Source organism: Streptomyces sp. NPDC086549 (genome assembly GCF_044746205.1).
In the GTDB taxonomy this organism is placed as follows: domain Bacteria; phylum Actinomycetota; class Actinomycetes; order Streptomycetales; family Streptomycetaceae; genus Streptomyces.
This window is the reverse complement of sequence record NZ_JBIVBS010000020.1, coordinates 121552-139928: the sequence shown is the minus strand read 5'-3', so window position 1 is coordinate 139928 and position 18377 is coordinate 121552. Positions and strand designations below refer to the sequence as shown.

The 18377-nt window shown below is 67.4% G+C and carries 16 protein-coding genes and 5 pseudogenes; 11 read left to right on the top strand and 10 right to left on the bottom strand.

The window, feature by feature from the left end; translation table 11 throughout:
• Window positions 1–1030: 1030 nt before the first annotated feature.
• Complete coding sequence (locus ACIPSA_RS42420) at window positions 1031–1447, top strand: peptidoglycan-binding protein (RefSeq protein ID WP_402645244.1); 417 nt, start codon at window positions 1031–1033, stop codon at window positions 1445–1447.
• 498 nt (window positions 1448–1945) lie between these two features.
• Here the strand turns inward: ACIPSA_RS42420 and ACIPSA_RS42415 are convergent, their stop codons facing one another.
• From ACIPSA_RS42415 to ACIPSA_RS42405, 3 genes and pseudogenes are all read right to left on the bottom strand, one after another.
• Window positions 1946–2119, bottom strand: coding sequence for a hypothetical protein (locus ACIPSA_RS42415; RefSeq protein WP_402645242.1), 174 nt, complete (start codon window positions 2117–2119; stop codon window positions 1946–1948).
• A gap of 27 nt (window positions 2120–2146) precedes the next feature.
• Window positions 2147–2502 (bottom strand): annotated as a pseudogene (locus ACIPSA_RS42410) (PRC-barrel domain-containing protein).
• Between the two features lie 454 nt (window positions 2503–2956).
• Window positions 2957–3190, bottom strand: a complete 234-nt coding sequence (locus tag ACIPSA_RS42405; RefSeq protein WP_402645239.1) for a hypothetical protein — start codon at window positions 3188–3190, stop codon at window positions 2957–2959.
• A 330-nt stretch (window positions 3191–3520) separates the two neighbouring features.
• Between ACIPSA_RS42405 and ACIPSA_RS42400 the strand changes: the two genes are divergently transcribed.
• The 4 genes and pseudogenes from ACIPSA_RS42400 to ACIPSA_RS42385 all read left to right on the top strand — a co-directional run bounded on the left by ACIPSA_RS42400 (window position 3521) and on the right by ACIPSA_RS42385 (window position 5839).
• Window positions 3521–4018 (top strand): hypothetical protein, encoded by a 498-nt coding sequence (locus ACIPSA_RS42400; RefSeq protein WP_402645236.1) that lies wholly within the window; start codon window positions 3521–3523, stop codon window positions 4016–4018.
• 192 nt (window positions 4019–4210) lie between these two features.
• A pseudogene (locus ACIPSA_RS42395) lies at window positions 4211–4912 on the top strand (DDE-type integrase/transposase/recombinase); the annotation flags it as partial.
• A gap of 310 nt (window positions 4913–5222) precedes the next feature.
• Window positions 5223–5567, top strand: coding sequence for a Mu transposase C-terminal domain-containing protein (locus ACIPSA_RS42390; RefSeq protein ID WP_402645316.1), 345 nt, complete (start codon window positions 5223–5225; stop codon window positions 5565–5567).
• Window positions 5564–5839, top strand: coding sequence for a hypothetical protein (locus ACIPSA_RS42385; RefSeq protein ID WP_402645319.1), 276 nt, complete (start codon window positions 5564–5566; stop codon window positions 5837–5839). Before ACIPSA_RS42390 ends, ACIPSA_RS42385 begins: the two co-directional genes overlap by 4 nt.
• A 145-nt stretch (window positions 5840–5984) precedes the next feature.
• Here the strand turns inward: ACIPSA_RS42385 and ACIPSA_RS42380 are convergent.
• The 3 genes and pseudogenes from ACIPSA_RS42380 to ACIPSA_RS42370 form a co-directional block, all read right to left on the bottom strand.
• A pseudogene (locus ACIPSA_RS42380) lies at window positions 5985–6296 on the bottom strand (transposase); the annotation flags it as partial.
• A 121-nt stretch (window positions 6297–6417) separates the two neighbouring features.
• Complete coding sequence (locus tag ACIPSA_RS42375; RefSeq protein ID WP_402645233.1) at window positions 6418–8262, bottom strand: caspase family protein; 1845 nt, start codon at window positions 8260–8262, stop codon at window positions 6418–6420.
• Window positions 8246–8599 (bottom strand): hypothetical protein, encoded by a 354-nt coding sequence (locus tag ACIPSA_RS42370; protein ID WP_402645231.1) that lies wholly within the window; start codon window positions 8597–8599, stop codon window positions 8246–8248. The genes ACIPSA_RS42375 and ACIPSA_RS42370 overlap by 17 nt, the downstream gene beginning before the upstream one ends.
• Before the next feature lie 350 nt (window positions 8600–8949).
• Here ACIPSA_RS42370 and ACIPSA_RS42365 point away from each other — a divergent pair.
• The 6 genes and pseudogenes from ACIPSA_RS42365 to ACIPSA_RS42340 all read left to right on the top strand — a co-directional run.
• Window positions 8950–9117: pseudogene (locus ACIPSA_RS42365) on the top strand (IS6 family transposase); the annotation flags it as partial.
• A 4-nt stretch (window positions 9118–9121) separates the two neighbouring features.
• A pseudogene (locus ACIPSA_RS42360) lies at window positions 9122–9643 on the top strand (WYL domain-containing protein); the annotation flags it as partial.
• Window positions 9603–10604: an NAD(P)H-dependent glycerol-3-phosphate dehydrogenase gene (locus ACIPSA_RS42355; protein WP_402645229.1), complete on the top strand. Its 1002-nt coding sequence runs from the start codon at window positions 9603–9605 to the stop codon at window positions 10602–10604. The pseudogene ACIPSA_RS42360 and the gene ACIPSA_RS42355, both read left to right, overlap by 41 nt.
• A 48-nt stretch (window positions 10605–10652) precedes the next feature.
• On the top strand, window positions 10653–11006 hold the full coding sequence (locus ACIPSA_RS42350) for a hypothetical protein (RefSeq protein WP_402645226.1): 354 nt from the start codon (window positions 10653–10655) through the stop codon (window positions 11004–11006).
• Window positions 10993–11634: a hypothetical protein gene (locus tag ACIPSA_RS42345; protein WP_402645223.1), complete on the top strand. Its 642-nt coding sequence runs from the start codon at window positions 10993–10995 to the stop codon at window positions 11632–11634. The genes ACIPSA_RS42350 and ACIPSA_RS42345 overlap by 14 nt, the downstream gene beginning before the upstream one ends.
• Before the next feature lie 9 nt (window positions 11635–11643).
• Window positions 11644–11859, top strand: a complete 216-nt coding sequence (locus ACIPSA_RS42340) for a hypothetical protein (RefSeq protein ID WP_402645220.1) — start codon at window positions 11644–11646, stop codon at window positions 11857–11859.
• A 25-nt stretch (window positions 11860–11884) separates the two neighbouring features.
• Here the strand turns inward: ACIPSA_RS42340 and ACIPSA_RS42335 are convergent, their stop codons facing one another.
• The 4 genes from ACIPSA_RS42335 to ACIPSA_RS42320 all read right to left on the bottom strand — a co-directional run bounded on the left by ACIPSA_RS42335 (window position 11885) and on the right by ACIPSA_RS42320 (window position 18371).
• On the bottom strand, window positions 11885–12589 hold the full coding sequence (locus tag ACIPSA_RS42335; RefSeq protein WP_402645217.1) for a transposase family protein: 705 nt from the start codon (window positions 12587–12589) through the stop codon (window positions 11885–11887).
• A gap of 1380 nt (window positions 12590–13969) precedes the next feature.
• Window positions 13970–14260, bottom strand: coding sequence for a hypothetical protein (locus tag ACIPSA_RS42330; RefSeq protein WP_402645214.1), 291 nt, complete (start codon window positions 14258–14260; stop codon window positions 13970–13972).
• A gap of 449 nt (window positions 14261–14709) precedes the next feature.
• Entirely contained in the window at window positions 14710–16560 is a 1851-nt protein-coding gene (locus ACIPSA_RS42325; RefSeq protein WP_402645212.1) for an RICIN domain-containing protein, read from the bottom strand.
• Between the two features lie 74 nt (window positions 16561–16634).
• A complete protein-coding gene (locus ACIPSA_RS42320) occupies window positions 16635–18371 on the bottom strand; it encodes an amylo-alpha-1,6-glucosidase (RefSeq protein WP_402645209.1) in 1737 nt (578 codons plus the stop codon).
• Between the last annotated feature and the right edge of the window lie 6 nt (window positions 18372–18377).

Here is an 18377-nt window from a genome sequence, read left to right as displayed (position 1 = left end):
AAGTCAGTAACGCCACTGACCTCCGCGAAACCTCCTGCGTGCGCGACGGACCGGCACACCGCGGCTGTGTGGAACTTCTGTTCAACGAGACCGGTAGGAGGACGCTGGCGGAGCAGAGTGGGATCGAACTGGAGGTCCTGGTCAGGGTGTTGTTGGTCAATTGTTGGCGCAGGCCTTTAAGTTGATCAACGCGCAAGGCAGCTGCGCTGACCCAACTCAAGGGGGATTTCGATGATCCGTCGCTTCTTCACCGTCTGTGCAGCCACCGTGCTGTCCCTCATCGGCTTCGGCGTCGCGGCCACCGAGGCCTTCGCGGGCAACATCACAAACTGCCCCTGAACCACCCGCCCGCAACCAAACCAGAAGGGGGAACCGATGATCCGCCGTATCCTCACCGTCACAGCTGCCACTGTGCTGTCGCTGATCGGCATGGGCCTGGCTGCCGGCGAGGCGTTCGCAGGCAACGTCTCGAACTGCCCGTGACGTAGTACACCCCCACGGCACGAACCGCTGTGGACTGCGCCAGGCCCGACGCCAACGGATCAGTTACGACCCCTGCCGCGACCGGACGGACGCCAGGAACCGCGACCAGCAAAAGGACCGACGGGGGCTGTGAGACGCCGGTGCGGTGTTCCCACCCGCGGCGACAGGCCACTGCCGTGCCCAAGCGGCCGGAGCCGCACGTGCGCGCCGAGCGCGCCGAGCGCGCCTCCGCGCACGTGCGGGTGACCGCCACCGCCCCAGGTCGGCGCGTAGGACAGCTTCACCGGGATCCTCCAGCACTGACCAAGGCAGCCCCAACGCGGCGTCCCGTGCCCACGCCTCCCGCCGGGAGGTGCGGGCACTCGCCAACCCAGACCTAGGCGGTACCACCGCCCGGGCCTCCACCTGGAAGCGCCGAACATGCGCTGCCGCGCGATGCCTGCGGACTGGGGCTGCGGTCGTAGCCAACCGGTGTGCCGGGCCGATGAGTTCAGGCCTGACCGCTACGATCACCGTTCCATTTACATGAGCACGTAAAGAGGTTGAAATGCAACACACCTACATTGTCCGGCACGGCACCACGGTCCTGGCCGCGGTCGCCTTCCTGGGGCTCGGCACGACAACAGCCCACGCCGACCCCGGCATCCCCGCGGTCGGCTACGGCTACCCCAACGTCGCCGCATCGGTCCGCTGCGTCCAGTACTACGTCAACCAGCTCACCGATGTGCACATCCTGGAAGACGGCAAGTTCGGCCCCGAAACCCAACTCGGGATCAAGAGGATCCAGAAGCTCGCGGGTACCACCTGGGCTGCGGCCCCCCTGAAAGTCGACGGAATCTTCGGCAAGAAGACGGGCCAGGTCGTACTGGAACGCGTCAAGCAGTACCCCTGGCTGGTCAACAACTACCAGGCAGCCTCCACCTGCGGCCACTACGTGCCCTCGTACACTGTCGTCCTCAACTGATCCGAAAACCGCACCCTCGAGTCCGGCACCATCGGGCGGCCGACACCGTGGGCACCACCTCCCGCCGAGCCGCCGCGGCCCTGAAAGCCATGGACGAGGAATGGCCGTTCACTCCGGGGCATGCGTCAGCTGCCGGCCAGTGCTGGCCCCGGCGGTAGAGGGACGCCCCCAGGCCTCACCCCCGGCCAGCACTGCCCCCAAGCCGTCGAAGAAGGCAGCACGCCGGCGGGCAGCTCCAGGCGGGAACCGAGCGTTCGCCGCTCGGAGGGTGCCCGGCGGCAAGCGCGGGCCGCAGGTGTGACGTGGATGCGCGCGTACGGCGTCGACGCCAAGCCCAGCAAACCACCGAACCCGGTTCGGGTAGATGGGTTGTACGAACTGACGATGTGGGCGTTTTCCTCAGCCTAGATGCCGTCAAGCGTGCCCACCGCGGCTACGGTCTGACCCCGGTCCCGCAACTCCTGTCCGGATGACGCGAGGCGCCCCCTGGCGTCGGGATCAGCGGACAACGTGATGCCGGTACGAGCGCCGGGACCAGCGCATGCCGAACAGCACCACGGCGGCCACCAGCACTACCGCGCCGATGATCAGGAGGTAGAACAGCCCATTCACTGCCACGCCGATGAGTCCGAGGATGATCGCCACGAGGATCAGGAAGAGGAAGAGCGCCACGGGTGACCACATCCTCCGACGGGCCGGTCAGCCACGCGCGAGACGGCGCCCGTGTTCAGCACCGGACCTGTACGGCTGCTCGTAGAGTTCGAAGATCTCGTGTTCCCGCTCGATCGGCAGGACGTCGTCCATGCCGATGGACGGTACCTTCTTCACCTGCCCTCTCGCGTGGGCGACTTTCACATGGCCAGGGCCCAGGGTCGCCTCGTCGAGGGGACGAAGACCAGCCTGTGCCTGGTCGGCAGCCCGGTGCGAACGGTGGCCGTGGCAGGTGCGTCGGTGATGGTGTCCACGTAGACCGCTTCCAGAGCGCCGATCTTGCGGCCTCTGGGATCGATCACGTCGCGGTTGCGCCACTCGCGGATGTCAGCTGAGTGGATCATGCCGTGCTCCTCGCGGCCCGTGTCGCACGGGCAACTCCACACGCGAGTGGAACCACACCTTCGCCTTACTCCGGCCGCCAGCGCGTCCGGCCGATCATGCGGCGGACGCGGGGCTTGGCACGCCCTCCCCCATACTCGCGCGAGGGGCGCCGTCCAGACCTCAGCCGTTGCCGACGGCCACCCACCGCTCCAGCATCCGCTTCGCCGCGCCCGAGTCGATCGACTCCGCCGCCTTGGCCATCCGGGCGCTCACACAGCCAGCAGACAGGCCCCCACGCCATGCCCGTCCAACACTGACGCGACATCTTGGCCGACGCTTGGCCTCCGTGTGAGGGCCGCCAAAAACGCGGCCGGAGGAGAATGCCGCCGCTCGAGCATTCTCCTCCGACCGCTGACCAGGACACCGTTCGCCGATGTCCATGATGATGATCGCCTCACCAAGATGGGGCCACCCTCACTCGCCGTCGGACGACTCCTCCTCGTCCGTTGAAGCCTCCGTTTCCTCGGAACTCGCTTCGGCCGCAGACTCCTCGCCCTCAGGTTGAGTCGCCTCGGGTTCCGCGCTCTCGCCGGTCGCAGGGGCTTCCGCCTCCGCTCCCTCCACGGCCTCCGCCGCCTCAGCCGCAGACTCCTCGCCCTCAGGTTGAGTCGCCTCGGGTTCCTGGGGTGTCTGTTCGGTGTCGTTCATGTGTTCACCTCCTCCCCGCAGCGTGCAGTTATGGGGTCCTGGTGTCGGTCGCTAAGTTCCACCGACCCAGAAGCGCGCAGATTTATGCGTTTTGCTAGTTTTGTCCTATTCCTCGAGGGTGAGGATGTCAACGGACTTTGGAACAAAGGTGCAGACGCAAGCATCAGTGGACGGCGATGGCCGCCGGCCCCGGGCTGTTGGACGACTCTCTGCGTGAGCACGTAGCCGGGGGCTGGCGACGCTCGCGGTGGACATGAGTGCTGATCTTGGTGGGCAGTCTGATCTTGCTTCGTGCACGACGACACGGTGTGCACGAGGTGGAGGTGTGGGGTGCTCATCGTCGACACCGATGTCGTCTGCGTGGAACGCCAGCTGCGGGCCCAAGAGTTGATGTGTCCTGCGTGCAGGGCTGTGCTCGCGCCGTGGGGACACGGTCGGCCGCGGGAGATCCGTGGCGATCTCGGGGCTCGGCTGTTCGTACGTCCTCGTCGTTCACGCTGTACGGGTCGCCAGGTCACGCACGTGCTGCTGCCGGAGATGATGTGGCCGCGGCGGATGGATGCGGCCGAGGTGATCGGGACCGGGCCGGAGATAGCGGCTTTGGGTTTGGGACACCGCCAGATCGCCGCCCGTCTGGGACTGGCGGACGGCACGGTCCGTGGCTGGGTCCGCCGGTTCCGCCACAGGTCGGAGGCCGTGCGGCGGTACTTCATTGTCGCCCTGGTCGCGCTCGCGGACGATCCGGTGATGCCGGAGCCGGCGGCCTCACCGCTGTCGGATGCGGTCTCGGTGATCGTGGCCGCCCATCGCATGGCCACGATGAAGTAGCCGGAGATGAACATGGTGTCGCAGTGGGCCTTCGCCGGCCGGGCGATAGACGGCCGGGTGCTGGCCTGCACTCCTTCAGCTAATTGATCAACACGGGCCGCCCCTGGGCGGCGATCGGAGGCGAGGTGAGTCTTGATCGTGTCCGCCCCAAGAGGAGGCGGGCATTGATCGAGATGCGAGGAGAGTCCGCGCATGGCATCGAGCGAGGATGAGGACCGCCGCCGGGCGGAGAAGGCCCGGCAGGTCGGTCTGTTCCGCTATTCCCTGGTCCAGGACCTGCTGGACAACAGCCTGACCACGCGTGAACGAGGCCGTCTGGCACGGGAGTTAGCCCAGAGGGAACACACCGATCCGTTTGGCCGGCAGGTGAAGGTGTCGAGGGGCACGATCGACCGGTGGACGCGGGACTACCGCCGCGGCGGGTTCGCCGCGCTGGTCCCCGAGCCGCGCAAGGTGGTCCCCAGGACACCGCCGGAGGTGCTGGAGCTGGCGGTCGCGCTGAAGCGGGAGAACCCCGGCCGGACGGCCGCGCAGATCCAGCGGATCCTGCGGACCACGCAAGGTTGGTCGCCCACCGAGCGCACGCTCCAGCGGCACTTCGTGACCGCCGGCCTGACCGGCACGAGTGGCGACAAGAGCGTCTTCGGCCGGTTCGAGGCCGCCCGGGGCAACGAGTTGTGGACCGGGGACGCCCTGCACGGGCCGAAGATCGGCGGGCGCAAGACGTACTTGTTCGCCTTCATCGACGACCACAGCCGGGCGATCGTGGGGCACCGCCTCGGGTTCGCCGAGGACACCGTCCGCCCCACAGCCGCCCTGCGGCCGGCGCTGTCGGCCCGCGGCGTCCCCGAATCGATCTACGCCGACAACGGGAGTGCCTTCGTCGACACCTGGTTGTTGCGGGCCTGCGCGTCCCTGGCGATCCGGCTCACCCACTCCAAGCCGGGACGGCCGCAGGGCCGCGGCAAAATCGAACGCTTCTTCCGCACAGTGAGGGACCAGTTCCTGGTCGAACTCGACGAGGAACGCGTCGGTCAGATCGAGCATCTCGCCGAGCTGAACAGGCTGTTTACTGCCTGGGTGGAGACGGTCTATCACCGCGCGGTGCACTCGGAGACCGGGCAGCCGTCGATCGAGACGCTGGCTGAGTTCGATTCCCAAGCCGCTGCCCCTGCCCTCCCCGGCAGATCTGCGGGAGGCGTTCTTGTGGTCGGAGTTCCGTACCGTAACGAAGACCGCGACGGTCAGCCTGCACGGCAACTCCTACGAGGTCGACCCGTCGCTGGCCGGGATGAGGATCGAGCTGGTCTTCGATCCGTTCGACCTGACCGACATCGAGGTGAGGGCCTCCGGCAAGACCCTGGGCAAGGCAGTCCCGCACCACGTCGGCCGCCATGCCCACCCCAAAGCCAGCCCGGAGACGCCGGCCGAGCCGGCGCCGCCGACCGGGATCGACTACGTCAAGATCCTCGACGAGGCGCACACCTCGAACACCGCGAAGGGCATCAACTACTCGTCCCTGATGGACGATTCACGGGGCCGGCAGTGAAGCCGACCCGAGCCGAGGAGTTGTACTTCGGCCCCGAGTCCGACCTGTTCATGCTCACGCCCCGCGAGCTGGCCGACCGGGCCCTGGCCCTGGCGGAGGTCTGCTGCCACCGGGCCGAACAGGACGCCGCCCTCGACACTCCCGCCGTCCGCACCGCTTTCCGCGCGATCCGCCTTGCCGTCCGGCTCGGGCAGCGGACCGAGGCCGACGAGTCGGCCGAACTCGCCGCCGCCCAGGCGGCCTTCTGCCCCTGCCCGAGGAGGATTCCGTGATCGACCGCGTCCAGGGCTACTACGGATTCACCGAGCCGACGGGGCGGCACATCGGAGACAAGCCACCGCATACGGGGCAGCAAAATAGCGAGCCAACCCCGCCGACTCCACCAGAGTGCCACTACGACGGGCCTCCGGCACCGCTCACACTGCCATTGAGGCGAAATAGGCCGCTGCCCGGCGCAGGATCCCGCGATCCAGCTGCCAATCCTGCTCGGCCTTGAGCAGCTGGGCGTTCTCGGCCCGCAGCCGGGCCAGCTCCTCGGCCGCGCTCACGCTGCCGTCGCGACCCACTGGCGCGGGCTGGGCCTCGTCCTTGCGTACCTACCGTCCGCAGCGACTCCGCGGTGATACCGAGATCCGCGGCCACCGCCGCATACGTCCACTTCCCGGCCGAGGCGCGGTAGAACGCAACGGCGTCCTTCCTGAACTCCTCCAGATATGGAGGTGGCCGCATAGATCGTCTCCACGCTGCGAGGGGATTGACACTCACGGGATGGCCCTCCACTGGGATGGGTGGACGGGCCCGCGGGGCTGCTGACTGCCATGGCGGTCAGGTCAGCACGGGCGAGGGTGCGTCACTGGAGCTTCCACAGCCAGATGCCTGCGTCAGGGCCATCAACGCCGTGGAAGGCCGTACCACGTGCCAGGACTTTGCCGTCGGGGCTGAACGCCACCGAGTCGGTGACGTTGTTGGTGACTGTATGAGTGGTGCGGCCGGTGGCCACGTCCCACAGCCGGACGCCGCCTTCGCCACCAGTGGCAAGCGACCTTCCGTCCGGGCTGAACACCACCGAGTACGTGATCCCCCCGATGAAGGTGGTGATGGAGTGGCCGGTGGCCACGTCCCACAGCCGGACGCCGCCATCACCGCCGGTGGCAAGCGACTTTCCGTCCGGGCTGAACGCCACCGAGTACGTCGGCTCCTTGATGAGCGTGACGGTGGTGCGGCCGGTAGCCACGTCCCACAGCCAGCACCCAACCACCTTTCCGTCTATGTAGACCCAGTCGCTGCCCGCGAGCGTCTTGCCGTCGGGGCTGAACGCCACCGAGCGCACAGATCGTTCTTGTCGGTTCAAGGTGGTGATGGTGCGGCCAGTGGCCACACGCCACAGCTGTACGCCACCTTCGTCGCCGCCGGTTGCGAGGGTCTTGCCGTCGATACTGAACGTCACCGAACTGAAGTCCGATTCAGTTTGGGGGGTATTCAGCTTGACGGTGGTGACCCCGGTGCGCGCGTCCCGCAGGCGTACATCGTGGAAACCGCCGGTGGCGAGGATCTTGCCGTCGGGACTGAACGCCACAGAGCTCAGGGAGTCCTGATCAGAGAGCACGTTGATGGTGTCGCCGGTGGCGACATCCCACAGCCGCAAGGCAGAAGAAGTGGCCTCGACGGAGGCGAGTGTCCTGCCGTCGGGACTGAACGCCACGACGGAAGCGGGTTGGTTGGTGAACTTGTCGGACTCAGGCCAGAACATCACCGACGCCCCGGCGGCTGCGCCGACCACTCCCACTGCAAGCGTGCCGAGGATCATGGTGCGCCGGTGGATTCCTCGCCGGGGCAGCGGCGCTTCCGGCCGCTCTCCCGGCCTCCTGCGCTGCGCCGGGGGTGCCACGTGCGTGGCATGGTCAAGTGCTCTGAGAAGGGTCGGCGGTGCTGTCGGCCCGGCGGTCAGGGTGTTGCTGGCCGCGTTCTTGGCCACCGGGCATTTGTCAGCAGTGTCCGTGCCGCGCTGGTTGGGGTGCGGGAGGTTGCGGGCGATCAGCCTGTGCCTCAGGTGGGGATACAGTTCCGCGAAGGTCAGCACGGGCGGCCCGCCGACGACCCCCGCGCCAATCAGGTCGAGCAGCTCCCCGGTGAAGGCGGTATAGGTGTCGGCTTGCCCCGCGTGCGCGGTGCGGTCGGCTGCGGTGAGGGTATAGGTGCCTCGCACGTCGGTTATGTCGGCCAAGTGCTGCTGATCTCCTGCGAGTACATCGATAGCGCGACCGGAGTAACAGCAGTCCAACACAACGGCTTTAACCTGGGCGGGACTGTCGCGTAGAACGCTCCGGATCTTGGAGTACTCCAGTCCGGTAACGTCCGGTTCGTTGGCGATGGTGTCGCTGACGGCGAGTACGAGATCCCCGTTCGTGGTGACGGTGCCGTGGCCCACGAAGTACAGCAGCAGCACACCGCTGGTGTTCTGGGCATGGCGACGCAGGTCGCTCATCACACGACGGCAGTCGACTGGATCGGGGATGGCAATGACCTGGTCGTCGGGCCAGCCGCCCAACTCGTCGCCGACGAGCATCCGGTGAACGCCCTGCAGGCTATTTCCTGCGGCAGGAACGGACGGGAACCCTGGATCCTGGTAGGTGGAGACACCGATAAGCACGGCATGGGAACCGGACCGGTCGATTCGATCAGTTCCCGGGGGCATCGTCGCCGTCCAGCACCCGAGTGATCAGAGCCATGGGATCGCTGACGCGCCGAGCATCGACCTCGACCGTGCGGCCATTGGCGGTGAAGGTCACCTTGATGTCTGAACGCCGAGTACGCAGCCACGCGGACAGTGACTGGGCCAACGCCGCACCGACACCGCCGGAGCCTACAGCGACGCTGATCACGTCGAACCCGCTGCCGAGCTCCGACTCTGCAATGTCTCTGCGCACGACCTGGACTGCGCCCCCCAACTCACGCTCCGCGCGGAGCCAACCGACAAGCCCGGCCAACTCCCCAACTTCGTCGCCACCCCTGATACCGATTACAGCGTCCATGACATTCATCATTTCAGGCTGATCGCCAACAGACAGGAACTTGGCCTACTGCTCTGTCTACCGGGCGGTGGACAGAGCCGTGAGGTGGGTGAGGTCAGGTCATTGACCCCGGGCTGGTGAGGCGGGCTTCGAGATCGGCGACGCGCTGATCCTGGAAGTGGAGGTTGGAGCGGGCTGCCTTGAGCCGCTCGCCGAGGGCGCGGTTGTCGGTGGTGAGCTGGCCGACGCGCTGTTTGAGGGGTGTTCTCGGTGATGATCCGCTGAATGGCTTCCTCGGGCGCTGTCACGTTGGCTGGCCCTTGGGATGATCTTGCGGTTCATCAGGGTGGAGGGGATTGTCCGTGGGGACCGTGTCGCCGTCGTACAAGGGACACCGGTACCCGGTCGAGATCATCTCCCAGTGCGTGTGGCTGTACTTCCGCTTCACGCTGTCGTTCCGCGAGGTCGAGGAGCTCATGCTCGAGCGCGGCGTGAACGTCTCGCACGAGACGGTCTGCCGCTGGTGTACCAAGTTCGGGCAGCGCCGACGCGGTGCGCCACCACCGACCGGTTTCCATCCGCTACACCGATCGCGACGGACGGCGCAGCGAACGCACGCTGCACGCGTACGGGATCGTCGCCCATGGGGGCCGGTGGTACGTCACGGGCAAGGACGCCCAGATCGACGAGGACCGAACCTTCCGGCTCGATCGCATCGCAGACGCGCGGACCCTGCCCGGCTCATTCGAAACGCCAGTGGGGCCCGGTCCGGCACAGCGCGTGTTGTCAGGGTTCGCCACGGCCGAGTACCGGCATCAGGTGACCTTGCGGATCCACGGGACAGTTGAGCAGATCCGCGCCCGCCTTCCGGCCAGCGTCGCGAGCCTGGAGGAGCACGAGCCCGCGGCCGGCGAGGACCGGGCGACCGAGCGCTGGCTGCGCGTCGAGCTGCGGGCGGAGCGGCTCGACTGGTTGCCTCCGGTACTCACCTCACTCGACCGGCCGTTCGTCATCGAGCGCCCCGGTGAACTCCGCGACCTCGTCATCGCACTCGCCGATCGCCTCAGGCACCGCCGCCTCGAAGATCCTGGCCGACTCCGGCACCAGCGTGGTCCTGCACGCCCGTCGCAGCGAGATCGCCGACGGGATCAACACCCGCCGCCGCAACCGGGACTACTTCCCGGACACCGAACTGCCCGCCCGGCTTGCTGCCACGACCGATCCGGCCGCCGCGCTGGACGGTGCCGACTACCTCGTGCTGTCCGTCCCCGCGCAGTCGCTGTGCCAGTGCCTGGCGGCGTGGACGGCGTACATCGGCCCTCAGACGGTGATCGTGTCGCTGATGAAGGGCATCGAGACCGGGACCGGGCTGCGGGCCAGCGAGATCATCCGCGAGGTGACCGGCGTGCCCGGCGAGCGGGTCGCGGTGCTGTCCGGCCCGAACCTGGCGCGGGAGATCATGGCCGGGCAGCCCGCGGCCGCCACCATCGCCTGCCTGGGCGAGGACACCGCCCGCCGCTTCCAAACGGCCTGCCACACTCCGTACTTCCGGCCCTACACCTCCACCGATGTGATCGGCTGCGAGATGGGCGGCGCGCTGAAGAACGTCATCGCGCTCGCCGTCGGCATCGCCACGGGCATGGGTCTGGGCCACAATGCCACGTCCCTGATCATGACCCGGGGCCTGGCGGAGAGCATCCGCCTGGCCACCGCGATGGGCGCCCAGCCGGCCACCCTCGCCGGGCTATCCGGCATGGGCGACTTGGTGGCCACCTGCTCCTCCCCGCTCTCCCGCAATCGCACCTTCGGCACCCACCTCGGCCACGGCCTGAGCGTCACCGAGGCCGCCACCGAAACCCGTCAGACCACCGAGGGCGTCAAGAGCGCCGAAGCAATCCTCGACCTCGCCCGCGCCCACGACGTCACCATGCCGATCACGACCGTGGTCACGGCCGTGCTGCACGGCAAGATCACCCTCGCTGAGGCGGCCGCCGAACTGATGCAGCGGCCCACCAAGCCCGAGTAGCGGCCCCACCGCCCCTTTGTCCCTCCCGTCCCGGAGGTGGCCCCCGTCATGCCCGCAGCCTTACTGTCCGCTGCCCAACTCGCCCTCACCGCGGCCCTGGTGGCATGGATGCTCTGCAACTTCACCCACAGGCCCGGCCGCTGGATGCGCTATCCCCTGTTCTCCCGGGGCACCTTCGTGATCGTCGCCCTCACCGGCACCAAGGACGGTCGCGCCGAGCCCGTCAACCCGTACGTGTTCCTCTCGCCGGGCACGTGCCTGCTTCCCCCGCCCCAGCTGCAGACGTTCATCGCCCACCTGATCCGCACCGGCCGGTACGACCGGATCGACGGCAGTGGCCGTGTCCTGTCCGTCAAGGGCGAGCAGCCGATCGAGGTGAGGGACAGCCGTGTGGTTCTTTGAGGCCCTCACGTCCGGCTTCCGCAGCCCCACCGACCCCGGACGGCTCCAGCTGTTCCGCGTCGTCTACGGCACCGTCCTCGCCCTGCGGTTCGCCCTCTCCATCGGCCAGGGCGGCTGGAGGCGGTTCGCGTCCGGATCACTCAGTCTGAACCTCACGCAACAACGCTTCGGCCCCAGACGCGGCCGCATCCTCGCCGGCGTCTACCGGCCCGCACTGATCGCCCGCACCACCGCCGCCGCCCTGGCCGCCGGGCTCGTCCCCCGCCTCGCGCTGCTGGTCGTACTGGCCGGCGCCGCCATGGAACTGCTCTACCTCAAGAGCCCCAGCGCCGTCCGCTTCACTCTCCTGACCGGCGTGTGCCTCCTAACCGCCGGAGACCTCGGCCACGGCCTGACCATCGAGCACCACCCCAGCACGGCCAACACCTGGGCCCGGGCCCTCCTGGCGCTCGTCACCACCGATCTGTACTGGAACAGCGCCTTCCAGAAACTCCGCTCCCGCCAGTGGCGCACCGGCCTCTACCTCGCCCAGTGGATGCACACCTACACCCAGCTCAAGGACCAGCTCCCCTACCCCCGCCAGCACCGACTTCGTCCACCGCCACACGGGCAACCTCACCACCCGTGACATCCGCCTGTGGCACCTGGTCGCGGTCACCGTCATCCTCGCCGAGATCGCCCTGCCATCGCGCTGCTGATCCCGCAGACCACGCCGTACGCCGTCGCCGTCGGCGTCGGCGTCGGCGTCGGCGTCGGCGTCACGATGCACGCGGCGTTCAGCTGCCTCAAACCCCGCCAGCTCATCACTTTCTCGGGCCTCACAGTCGGCTCCTACCTTGCCTACGCTTCCTGACTCGGGGCGGAGAACCAGACAGGGGTCAGGCCTCATAGCCGCCACCGCCCCAGGGTCTTTGCGTGAAGTGATCTTGTCTGGTTTCATCCGGTGAGGCCGAGGAGGACCAGGGGCCGACGGTAGTCGCGGGCCGTTCGTCGGAGGGCGGCTGCAATCTTCTTCTGGCCGCCTTGCCGATGGAGGCCGACGGCCAGGTTGCGGAGACTGTGGTGTGCAGGGCGTCCGCCGTGACCACGGCATGGGTGAGGTCGACGCCGTTCAACAGCGGGGCGAAGGAGGAGATTTCGTTGCTCTTGTCAGCGACCTGGCGCTGGGCGAGGACCTCTCCGCTGTGCGCCATCGCGGCCAGCAGCGAGATCGCCACGGTCCGTGTGGACAGGAAGGCGCCGATCGCGGCATCCAGCGCATCGCCGTCCAGACGGGCGAGCAGACGGCGCACCGTCGCCTCGTGCGGTACCACCACCTGCCTGGTCAGGGGATCCGGGGCGAAACCGAGGACGTGCACGGCCCAGCGCGGTGCGTCCGTGATCCACTCACCGATCGCAGTCAGGGAGCGCGCGCCGGCCAGCACGGCAGCTGCTGCCGCAGCCAGTAACGCGGAGAGCGGATGCCGGCGGCCCCTGCGATCCCGTGGGTCGGGCACCGCGTCCAGGAAGGGACGCAGACCGGCTGCATCGATGAGGGGCGCAGAAGAAGGAGCGTGGGCCAGGTGCTCCAGCGCGACGGGCATGGGGGATGATGCAGGGGCAGGCGCGGTCTCGTTCGGTTCTCATGGGTCTCGACAACCACATGATCACCGACGCCGTGTCTGCGCTGCTTCCCGGCCTCAGAACGGGACATGACGCAATGTCACGGACGAAGCACACGAACCGAACCGATCCACTTCCTGCAATGCCCCTGGGTAGGGAAGACTGTGCGCTTCGAGTAGATCGCCGAATTCTTCACTCGACGGATCGTGTTCTACTCATTGCTAGGTCTATGCGATAGAGGCATATTGGCGCCATGTCGCCTGATGTCTTGATCGGTGTCGCCTCGTTAATCGTTGCTGTCATCGGCGTAGCGGATCAAATATTCATGATAAGCGAGCGCCGAAGGGGTACGAGGGAGGATTCTGGCACAGGAGAGAATGCGACGGCCAGTTCGAGTTCAGGGTCGCCACAGGGTCAAATCCAAACCCAACCCCCATTGATGCCTCGGTCGATCTCGAACCGTCCTGTAACGGCAACGCCGGACTCCGTTCGCCGTATCCGCGCCTCCGCCCGCCGGAGGGAATTTCGCCAAAATCTGGCTTTTGCGGGCTTTCTGATCTGGTGTGTCTTTTGTGCGCTGCTGTATCCATGGATGTTAATGGATGGAACGCTGCAGGAACCCGGAACAGCGATGACCGGACGCGTTATTCTTCTGATAGATGTGGCCAATGTGATAGTTGCATGCGTTCTTCTTTTTAGGCCTGGATCCACGAAACCAAAGAACTTCATGTACGGCGTCTTGGTTTTGATCAACATTTCCGTGGCTGTAGGCACTGTTCAAATGATGTCTTAGCTTGGCGTTTATCATCCGTGGTCGAACAGGGCCTCGAACTCTGGAGGGTCTCTCGGTAACCGAAGCGCTGGATCAGTCCAGCCGCGAGGACGGAAGTGGCCGCGATCAGAGCTGGTCCGTCTTCGGCAAGATCGTCGATGTCGAAGACGGACTCCGCCTGGGGCGGTTCGGTCAGCAGGTGAGTTCCCAGCGAGCCGCCGAAGCTTCGCGGGTGGCGCGGTTCGGCCAAGGAGGTCGGAGGTGACCGGCCAGACGGCGGCCCGGACCGTCGCGGGCCCGCCCGCAGCCGCGCGATCCCGCGCGTAGCGGGCCAGGAACCGAAGGCCGGACCAGATATCGAGGACCAGGTCCTCGTCCTCGATCCGGCTGGCGGTTGTGTTCTCGTCTACCTGGCTCTGTGGGGCGAGGTCGCCGCTCCCGGCACAGGACGGAGCTACGCCGGGAATCTCCGACCAGAACTGCACGATCTTCTCCACGTTGATCGCCTGAACGTGGATCTCCACGCCTCTGCCCTCTTGTAGACGAGCCGAAGCCCCCGTCGGCCTCATGGGTCGAGCGGGGGCTCCTTTCACGCTGCGAGACGTTCCAGGACCCAGGTGACCGCTAGCGACGCCATCTCCTGCGCCTGCTCCTCACCGAAGTTCTCCGGCAGCGGCTCCCGCTCGTCCGCGATGTCGCCGATCTCGAATGCCGTCTCCCAGCGTCGGCCGGCCGCCGAAAAAGCAACCTGGATCGGCCAGCAGGTTCCGTCGGCCTCGACGTCGGTGACGGTGACAACGCCCCACGTCGGATCGATCACCATGCGGCCTTCCAGGGCGACGGCAGTACGCCGGGCTGCGTCCGCGCTGGAGAACGTCATGGACGCAGGGTACGACTCAGCAGCGCCTGGCAGACCCCGCTTTGGGCTGGTCAGCCACGGCTGGCAAAACGCGTCAGTGTGAGAGGAGCCTGCACACAAGCGCCCCGCTTTCAAGGGGTGGGCATGCTGTCGCCACGACGATTATCCCTGGTCACAGCCCCGTTCGCGGATGGGGCCTTCGGCTCATGGATAGACTGGACGGCGCCAGTGCACCGGCACCCGTCGGCCTAGATCGCCGACCGGATGGGCCTTCACTTGCGAGGGCTCTCCTCGGATGTTCAGCCACCTGTGTTCGGAGTGCTGTCGGATGATGCTGTTCGGCAGGCAGACGGAGGAGGGGGAGCCACTGCAGCGGTGCTCCGACCTCGTGGTTGCACAGACCTGCGTGGCCGTCCGGCGGAGTGCGGGACGGCCACGCATGGCGGGGGGACTCGTAGATGCGTCGTACGTCAGCTCCTGCCGGCCAGCCTCCAGATCTGGTTCTTCTTGGTGGCGAGGGCGCTCGCAGGGTCGCAGGTCCATTGGTGGACCAGGACGCCGGCCGTGGTGGAGACGTTGCTGACGTCCACGCACTTGCCGCTGTGGACCGCGACCAGCTGGTAGTCCTTGCTGTTGCCCAGCGCGGTGACGGGATTGAGGGTGAACTGCTGGTTGGTGCCGCCGCTGCACGTGTACTGGATGACGGCGGCGCCGTCGGCGGTGGAGGCCCCGGAGACGTCGAGGCACTTGCCGCTGAGCTCGTTGACCACGGTGTAGGTGTTCGTCTTGCCGCTGACCGGCTTCAAGTCGAGCATCTGCTGGTAGCCGCCCTCGCAGTACCACTGCTGGTACTGCGTGCCGTCGGCCTTGCTCAGGTTGGTGTCGTCCAGGCACTGCCCGCTGTTCTCGCTGACGGCGACCGTGGAGATGGTCGAGTTGGACGGCGGAAGCAGGGTGACGGTGTAGCCGTCCTTGGCGTTCGACCACGGGATGCTCACCGAGGCCGCATTGTTGCTGACGGTCAGGGTGGTGTCGGAGATCGTCTCGGGTCCGGCCAGGGAGGCGCCGCTGTTGTACGGGACGCGCTGGACGACCGCACGCACCCTGCCGTTCTCCACCACCGACGTGGTGTTCAGGCCGGTGAGGTTGACGGTGACGGTTCCGGTGTTGCCACTGCTGCCAAGCAGGATCCTGGCGTTCTTGGCGGTGTTGTCCTTGGTCGCCAGGCCGTCGGTGCCCGTTCCGGGAACGAGGTTGACGATGTTGCCGGTCTGGGAGCCGTAGTAGCGGTACATGAACCACTCGCCCAGCGGCAGGTACTGGCCGGCGCTGTTCTTGGTGAGGAGGTTGGCCTCGTCGTCGTGCAGGCCGGTGCCGGAGGCCCAGTTGCCGCGCAGGCCGTCGGCGCCGGCCCGTTCCAGGCGGCCGATGAACCAGGCGCCGCCGCCCGGGGACTGCATGGACAGGGTGGCGTACTCGTTGATCTGGTAGGCCCGGGTGTTGGTCAACCCGGCTGCAGCGAGGGTGGAGTTGGCGCGGCTGACGTCGGTGGCGGGGTCGCCCGGTTCGTCGTGCCAGCTGTAGATGTCGGGGGCGACGTTGTTGGCCTTGACGTAGTTGAGGTAGGTGGTCCACCAGGTGTTGGAGGAGTTCGGCTGGCCGGCGATGCTGGGGCCGACGATCAGCTGGTTCGGGAACGCGGCACGCACACGGGCGTAGAAGCGGGACCACATCTGCAGGTATTGCGCCTGCGGAGGCTTCCAGAAGCCAGCGCCGTCGGGCTCGTTCCACAGGTCCCACTCGACGGTCATGTTGTTGGCCTTGACGTCACCGATGAGCCGGGTGACGAAGGCGTCGAACTGCGTCCAGTCGCCGTTGTCACCGGGGAAGGACTGATTGGTGGTGCCGTCGGCGCCCCACAGGTCGTGCGGCAGCAGCACGAAGGTGCCGCCGAGCGCGGCCGTGCGCTTGTACTGGGCCAGCGTCGAGTTCCAGCGGGTCTGGTAGTCGGCGAGGCTGGTGGCGTAGCCGCCGGTGTTGAGCTGCGCGCCTCCGGCTCGCATGAAGTGCCACTTGATGTCCGTGAAGAAGTGGTCCTGCGGGAGTGAGCCGTCCGGCGTCATGCCGTAGATCATTCCGGAGGCGTGGTAGGTGGGGGCGCCGCCGGCCGTGGCGAAATCGACGGTGACGCTGGTGTCGGCGGCCTGTGCGGGGGCGGGGACCAGGGTTGTGGCCAGGGCAGCCATCAGGACGGCGACGGCCGAGAGTGCTCGGCGTCCGGTGCGGGGTTTAGGACTGGGGGGTGTTGTGGGCGACTTCATTGTGCGGCTCCTGCAGGGTCGGGTTGGAGGGACCGGGGCCCGATCGGTCCCGGGACTGTGCGGGAGGCGACCGCTCAGTGGCCGTCTCGGTGTGCGTATGCCTCGGCGAGGAGGAGGTAGCTGCTGGCGGTCCAGGTGTAGGCGCGGTCGCGCAGGCCCGTTCCGTCGAGGGCGTCGAAATTCTCTGCGAAGCCGTGGATCTCGCAGAGGGCACGGAAGCGGGCGCTGATGTCGTCGGCCAGCCGGTGGTGGCCGGCGCGCCGCAGGCCGTCCTCGACGAGGACGGTGGCGGGGGCCCAGATCGGGCCGCGCCAGTAGCCGTCGGCCAAGTAGTGCGGTGAGGTGGGCAGTTCGGTGGCCAGGCCGTACGGGGTCAGGTGGGCCTTGATGTGGTCGGCCAGTGCGCTGCTGACGCTGCCGGGCAGGTGCTCGCCCAGCACTATGGGCATCAGGTCGAGCAGGCTGGCGCTGCTCCAGGTGTTCCCGGTGGCGACCGACCGGGCGACGAAACGGTCACCGGTCCAGAGCTGGTCGAGCAGCGCCGACTGGGTCTGTTCCGCGGTTCGCGTCCACCGGCGTGCCTCGTCCGGCTTGCCCAGATCGCTCGCCAGGGTGGCCAGCTCACGCAGTTGGAGGACGAGGAAGGCGGCCAGGTCGGCGGTGGCGACGACGCGTTCGGGGTCGAAGGTGGTGGCGTTGTCCCAGCCGCTGTCGTTGCCGTGCTGGTAATGGGCCAGTTCGGTGCCTGACACTCGCCGCGCCGTGAGCCAGAAGTCGGTCCAACGTTCCAGCCGCTCGTATGTCTCGGCCAGTTCGGCCTGGCTTGGCGGGGCCGGCAGGCGACGGCGCAGGTGACCGAAGGCCCAGCCGTGGATGGGCGGCTTGACAAAGTTGTACAGGACCTCGGAGTGGGTGACCGAGTCCGGCAGGGCACCGCCGTCGTCCTGGTGGTCGAAAGGCAGGTGGTACTGGTCCAGTGCTAGTTCAGGGTGTCCGGGCGCTAGTGCCAGGGCGTTGAAGCAGTGGTCCCAGCTCCAGACCTTGTCCATCCAGTGCTTGGACATCAGTACGGCGGGCCGGGTGACCAGGCCGCTCGGCCGTACGGTCGCCGACCAGACGACGTAGGCCGCGAGTTCGGCCGCCGGTGTGGCAGACGAGCGCCAGGGGGCAATGGCGTCGACGAAGTCAGCGAACGAGCCCCGTGCGGTCTCCGCGATGCTCTCAAAGGCGACCGAGGAAGCGTAGGGCGGCCGGGAGGTGTCGAACTCCTCGATCGCGATCTCCCAGACTCCGTCCGCCTCCGCGGTGACGGCGAGTTCGCGGTCACCGCTGCCCAGAGCCTGCGTTCCGGCCGTGTCGATGAACGCGCCGGACACTGCGGTGACGCGGTACCGGCGTCCTGTCTCGTAGGAGGTGAACACGTGCGCGTCCGCCGCCGGGTCGTGGAAGAAGTACGTCCCGCTGAACGGGGTCAGGGTCTGCGCGGCCGCATGAACACCCATGCCCAGCCCGCTCCCCCGCAGACGTACGGTGTCCGGCGACTCGTAGGCCAGGTCGATCCGCCCGGCCGAGCCGATCCAGCTGAGCAGGCCTGGGGTCGCCTCGACGCGGGACTCGGCACGCGCACCCGTCGACGGATCCACGGGAACCAGGCGCAGGACGCCGTGCATGCCGTTCTGGTGCGAGACGAGGTGGAGGTCCTCGGCGTACGTCTTCTCCGCCACCACGGGTGAGATGTCGAACCAGGATCCGTAGGTGCTGAACGGGATGTCGTGGACGGAGAAGGCCGGGCCGGACAAGGCGGCGGTCATGTGGCG

What these genes read in the sequence shown, in the direction of transcription:
- ACIPSA_RS42420 (WP_402645244.1), top strand. Translation starts at nt 1,031, where the DNA reads ATGCAACACACCTACATTGTCCGGCACGGCACCACGGTCCTGGCCGCG.
- ACIPSA_RS42405 (WP_402645239.1), bottom strand. Translation starts at nt 3,190, where the DNA reads ATGAACGACACCGAACAGACACCCCAGGAACCCGAGGCGACTCAACCT.
- ACIPSA_RS42375 (WP_402645233.1), bottom strand. Translation starts at nt 8,262, where the DNA reads ATGCCCCCGGGAACTGATCGAATCGACCGGTCCGGTTCCCATGCCGTG.
- ACIPSA_RS42370 (WP_402645231.1), bottom strand. Translation starts at nt 8,599, where the DNA reads ATGGACGCTGTAATCGGTATCAGGGGTGGCGACGAAGTTGGGGAGTTG.
- ACIPSA_RS42350 (WP_402645226.1), top strand. Translation starts at nt 10,653, where the DNA reads ATGCCCGCAGCCTTACTGTCCGCTGCCCAACTCGCCCTCACCGCGGCC.
- ACIPSA_RS42335 (WP_402645217.1), bottom strand. Translation starts at nt 12,589, where the DNA reads ATGCCCGTCGCGCTGGAGCACCTGGCCCACGCTCCTTCTTCTGCGCCC.
- ACIPSA_RS42330 (WP_402645214.1), bottom strand. Translation starts at nt 14,260, where the DNA reads ATGACGTTCTCCAGCGCGGACGCAGCCCGGCGTACTGCCGTCGCCCTG.
- ACIPSA_RS42325 (WP_402645212.1), bottom strand. Translation starts at nt 16,560, where the DNA reads ATGAAGTCGCCCACAACACCCCCCAGTCCTAAACCCCGCACCGGACGC.
- ACIPSA_RS42320 (WP_402645209.1), bottom strand. Translation starts at nt 18,371, where the DNA reads ATGACCGCCGCCTTGTCCGGCCCGGCCTTCTCCGTCCACGACATCCCG.